Here is a 4,729-nt window from a genome sequence, read left to right as displayed (position 1 = left end):
CCCCGCCGCGGCGCACGCCGAAGGCGAGGCGCAGGCACTGCACGAGGTGACGGAGCACCAGCGGGCGTTCTTCGCGCAGCACGAGCGACCGGAGCCGCAGCCGTGGGTGCAGCGGCCGGCGGCGTCGGCGGGTGCCGGGGCGCCGCAGGCGTCCGCTCCGCAGATGCCCGTCGCACCGCCGCGTCCTGTGCCGCCGCCGAGCGGCGCCGGGGCACAGCCGTTCGCGGCGCCCGGCTTTGCGCAGCCCACGCAGCCCGGCTCCACGCAGCCGACGTACGCGGCGCCGACTCCGCCGAACTACGCGCAGCCGGCCGCACCCGCTCAGCCGTCCTACACCCAGCCCGCTTACGCCCAGCCGCAGCCGCCCGCGCAGCCCGTCTATGCCCCTCAGTCGCACCCGCAGGCGGCGCCGATCCGGGCGCAGGCGGTGCCAGTGCCCCCCGGGGCGCCGATGCCGTCGTTCGCTCCGCAGTACGGTGCGCCGTCGGGCCAGCCCCATGGGGCATTCGACCCCCGGGGCGACGCCTACCCGGCCACCGGCTCGCCTCAGGGGCAGCCCTACCCGCCGGCGCAGCAGTTCACCGCTCCGGCCGCGTCCTCGGTGCCTGGCGCCTACCCGCCCGCTCCCGCCTACCCCGGCATGCCGCCGGCGGGTGCGGGCCAGCCCGGCGCGAACGCCTTCCCCACGCAGCAGCCGGGCTACCCCGCGCAGCCCGGCTACCCGGCGCAGGCCGGCCCCGCCCAGGGCGGCTACCCCACGCAGGGGTATGCCGCGCAGTCGGGCCAGCCCGCTCAGCCCCCGGCGAGCGGCAACCCGCCCGCCGGTTACCCCCAGAACGGCCACCCGGCTCAGTCGGGTTACCCCGCACAGTCGGGCTACCCCGCGCAGCCCGGCTACCCCGCCGCGCCCGGCGCTGCGCCCTACCCGCCCGCCTACCCGGCGGCGGGCTACCCGGCCGCCCCGCCGGCGCAGAACTACCCGCCGCGCCGCCGTGAGGTCGCCCCGGGTGCCAACGGGCCGCAGGGTTACACGCGCCCGCAGATGCGCGACCTCGAGAACGCGGCGTGGCAGAACGCCCCGCTGTGGCCATCGGTGCCCGAGCCCGGACAGTCGATGCCCGCCGACTGGAACCCGGGACAGGATCGCATCCTGCCGCGCGCCCGCGAACGGGCCACGGGCACCCCGCTGTGGCCCGACGAGCCCGAGTACCGCGGCTACCACGGTGACCGTCGGGCTCCGGTGCCGCCGCGCGAGCGCGCGCAGCAGTACGCCGCCGATCAGCAGGTTCCGCGCGCGAAGCGCGCCCGCCAGCGTGACCTGTGGCCGGGTTCGGAGTGAGCGTCGAGCCCACGGGTGACGCGAGCGGTTCCGGCACCACCACCGCTCCCGCGCGCGCCCCCCGCCGTCCCAGCCGCCACGAGGGCAAGCGGTTGTCCGTGTGGCGGGTGCTGCTCGCGCTTGCCGTCGTCACCGCGGTCATCACGGGCGGTGCGTTCGGTGTGCCGTATCTGCTGCGTCAGGCGCAGGTGACGCCCGCCGCGTTGACCGGATGGTTCGCCCCGTATGTCGATGTGACCACCACCCGGCAGCAGGACTTCGTCACCGAGACGGGAGCCCCCGAGAGCGAGGTCGTGCTCGCGTTCGTCGTCGCGCAGGCGAAGGATCAGTGCGTGCCCACGTGGGGTGCCGCGTACACATTGGATGCCGCGGCATCCGCTCTCGACCTCGATCGCCGTCTTGCGAAGCTGCGCTCCCAGGGGGGCGACGCGATGGTGTCGTTCGGCGGTCAGAAGAACACCGAGCTCGCGTCGGCGTGCGCCGATGAGGCGTCGCTGCAGAAGGCGTACGCGGCGGTGATCGACCGCTACGAGGTGGGCTCGATCGATCTCGACATCGAGGGCGCCGCCCTCACCGATACGGCCGCCGCCACACGGCGGGCGCAGGCGGTTGCCGCGCTGCAGAAGGAGCGTGCGGCGAAGGGGCAGCCGCTCGAGGTGTGGGTGACGCTGCCGGTGGGCCGTCAGGGGCTCACCTCCGATGGTCAGGCGGCGGTGCGCACGCTGCTGGCTGCGGGCGTGACGCTCTCGGGTGTGAACGCGATGACGATGGACTACAACGTCGACCTCGGCGGTGCGACGATGGGGCAGGTCGCGATCGACGCGTTGAGCGCGACGCATGACCAGGTCGAAGCGCTGTGGAGCGCGGCCAAGATCACCCTTCCCGAGGGCGGTGCATGGGCCCTGATCGGGTCCACGCCGATGATCGGGCAGAACGATGTGACATCCGAGGTCTTCACCATCGCCGACGCGCAGAAGCTGAGTGAGTTCGCGGTGTCGAAGGCGATCGGCCGCATGTCGATGTGGTCGTTGAATCGCGACCGCACCTGCGGGCCGAACTATCCCGACCCGAAGGTGGTCTCGACCGACTGCAGCGGTGTCGACCAGGGCGGGCAGTCGTTTGCGACCGTGCTGTCGGCGGGGCTCACGCAGCGGCCGAGCGCATCGCCGGCGGCGTCGAGCGTGCCGACGCCGGTGACCTCCGACGACCCGTCGACGGCGCCGTACCCGATCTGGTCGCCCGACCAGTCCTACTCGGTGGGTGTGAAGGTCGTCTGGCACGGCAACGTCTACGTGGCGAAGTACTGGACGCAGGGCAATCCCCAACCGGATGACCCGACTCTCGCGGCGACCGAGAGCGCCTGGACGCTCGTCGGCCCGGTGCTGGCGACCGACACCCCGTACGCGTTGCCGAGCGTCGCCCCCGGAACCTACGCGGCCTGGTCGGCGTCGGTCGCCTATCACGCCGGTGACAAGGTGCAGGTGGGTTCGACTCCGTACGTCGCGAAGTGGTGGACGCAGGGCGATGACCCGTCGCTGTCGCAGACCGATCACGAGCGGTCGCCGTGGCAGGTTCTCGGCCAGTAGACGGATGCCTCGTCCCGCCGACCCGCTGCAGGCAGGTCGCAACCCCGGCTCGGGCGACGCCATAGTGCCCTGTGCCCTCCGCGTAACCGGCTGGTAACTGGGGGCCGCTAGCTTTCGAGCGTGCCCACATCAAAGCGATCGCGGTCACGTTCTCGCCGCCCGCCGGTGCGGCAGGGGGTGCACTGGAGCGCGTATGTGCTCATGGTGCTTCTCGCACTGGGGGTCATCGCTCTGGCTGCGTACGCGATTCACGCAGTCTGAGTCGGCCCGGGTCGGCGCCGAGGATGGGGGTCCTCGAAAGCCGAGAACGACGAAGGGGCCCCGGACAGTGTCCGGGGCCCCTTCGCTATTGGGGAGTTACTTGGCGACCGTTGCGCGCTGGCGGCGAACCGCCGTGCCGACCACGATCGACGCGCCCGCGAGGGCGAGAGCGACGCCGGCCACCCAGAGGGTGAGCAGCATGGTCGAGTCCGCACCCGTGCGCGGGAGCGAGCTGCCGGGGTTGGTGGTCGTGCCGCTGCTTCCGCCGCCGGTGACGGCAGGCAGGTTGCCGCCGCCGAGCGAGAAGCCGCTGGCGCCGACGGGGATGCTGACGGTGAGCTGGATCTGGCCCGACGAGTTCGCCTTCTTGGTGACCGAGGCGGTGCCGACGACCGACTTGACGATCGTGGCGAGCGAACCCGCCGTGATGCCTTCACCCGTGAGGGTGAAGGTGACGACCTCGTAGGCGGAGTAGCCGCCGAGCACGAAGGTGGCCGAGCTGCCCGGGCCGGGCAGGGTCGGCGCCGTGCCGGCGGGGAGGATGACCGTTCCCGCAGGGAAGCTCTCGGGAGTAGGAGTCGGGTCGCTCGGGGTGCCCGAGTAACCCGCAGCGAAGGCGGGCTGTGCGACGAAAGCGCCACCCACCGCGAGCATCAGCGCCATCGCCGTGATGGCGAGGGCCCGCTTGATCTTGTGCGTCATGTGGTGTTCCTGTTCGGTGGCTGTCTGAATGTGGATATCGGGAGCGACGGGGGATGTGAAGCTCACGGCGATGCAGCGCCAGCCGAACTGCCCGATGGATTGATGCCCCCACGGATACCCCCGCTAGCGGAACCCCATCGACACCGCACAGCCAGTATGGCGGCTAGCCGCAGGAATTTCCCAGCCCAGATGTTTCGATTGGGTAAATAGTCGGAGTCGTCACCAGCGAAAGCGGAGCGCTCGCGTGGTCGGTGGCGAGCCGGATCGAGACCGCCGACTTCCCTTGCGGCGCAAGGTTTTCGTTCCACCTCAGCACCGTTCGGCCCCGGTCGCTGAACACTGTGATCGGTGCCCCGGTGCTTGTCGATGCAGATTGCGCGAGTTGCATGCCGGATGGTAGATAGACCGTCACCGCGACACCGACGATGCCGGGGGCTGTTCCGAAGGCCCCGCCGCCGGTGATGTACCAGGGGAGAGCGGTCGCCCCGTCGGCGGGCACGGTGCTCGTGAGTGTGACGTTGAGTGACGCCGTCCCAGGGGTGTTCACCGCAGGTGCGCCGCACCACGAGACATCCGCACCGACCTTCAGGTAGTAGTCGATTTTCGATCCGACCGTGTCCATGAGATACATCGCGACCGGTGTCTGGTCGACGGACGCCTCGGGCAGCGTGCCCTGCAGCAGGGTGCCGTCGAGCACGGCCTGTTCAGTCGGATGGTTGCTCGCGATCAGCAGGCGTCGCTCCGAGCCCGCCCGTCCGAGCGCGTCGATCAGCTTCGCGGGGTCGCCCTTTCCCGACGAGAGGGCGTTGAACACGGCGGTGGCCGCGACCGCGAAGAACGC

Annotated in this window: 4 protein-coding genes; 2 read left to right on the top strand and 2 right to left on the bottom strand. The window is 71.5% G+C overall.

The window, feature by feature from the left end:
• On the top strand, positions 1-1,339 hold a 1,339-nt coding region (locus ASG00_RS15105), incomplete at its 5' end, for a hypothetical protein (protein ID WP_442922579.1).
• Positions 1,336-2,925, top strand: coding sequence for a chitinase (locus ASG00_RS01975; RefSeq protein ID WP_156454763.1), 1,590 nt, complete (start codon positions 1,336-1,338; stop codon positions 2,923-2,925). The genes ASG00_RS15105 and ASG00_RS01975, both read left to right, overlap by 4 nt.
• A gap of 357 nt (positions 2,926-3,282) precedes the next feature.
• Here ASG00_RS01975 and ASG00_RS01970 read toward each other — a convergent pair whose 3' ends face one another.
• On the bottom strand, positions 3,283-3,888 hold the full coding sequence (locus ASG00_RS01970; protein ID WP_056206462.1) for a hypothetical protein: 606 nt from the start codon (positions 3,886-3,888) through the stop codon (positions 3,283-3,285).
• A 163-nt stretch (positions 3,889-4,051) separates the two neighbouring features.
• Positions 4,052-4,702, bottom strand: coding sequence for a hypothetical protein (locus ASG00_RS01965; protein ID WP_056206460.1), 651 nt, complete (start codon positions 4,700-4,702; stop codon positions 4,052-4,054).
• Positions 4,703-4,729: the final 27 nt, after the last annotated feature.

This window comes from Microbacterium sp. Leaf351, from assembly GCF_001423825.1.
In the GTDB taxonomy this organism is placed as follows: domain Bacteria; phylum Actinomycetota; class Actinomycetes; order Actinomycetales; family Microbacteriaceae; genus Microbacterium; species Microbacterium ginsengisoli.
Note: the sequence above shows the minus strand (reverse complement) of the source record. Positions and strands in the feature narration are given on the sequence as shown.

Coding starts and splice junctions, on each gene's coding strand:
- ASG00_RS01970 (WP_056206462.1), bottom strand. CDS start 3,888: ATGACGCACAAGATCAAGCGGGCCCTCGCCATCACGGCGATGGCGCTG.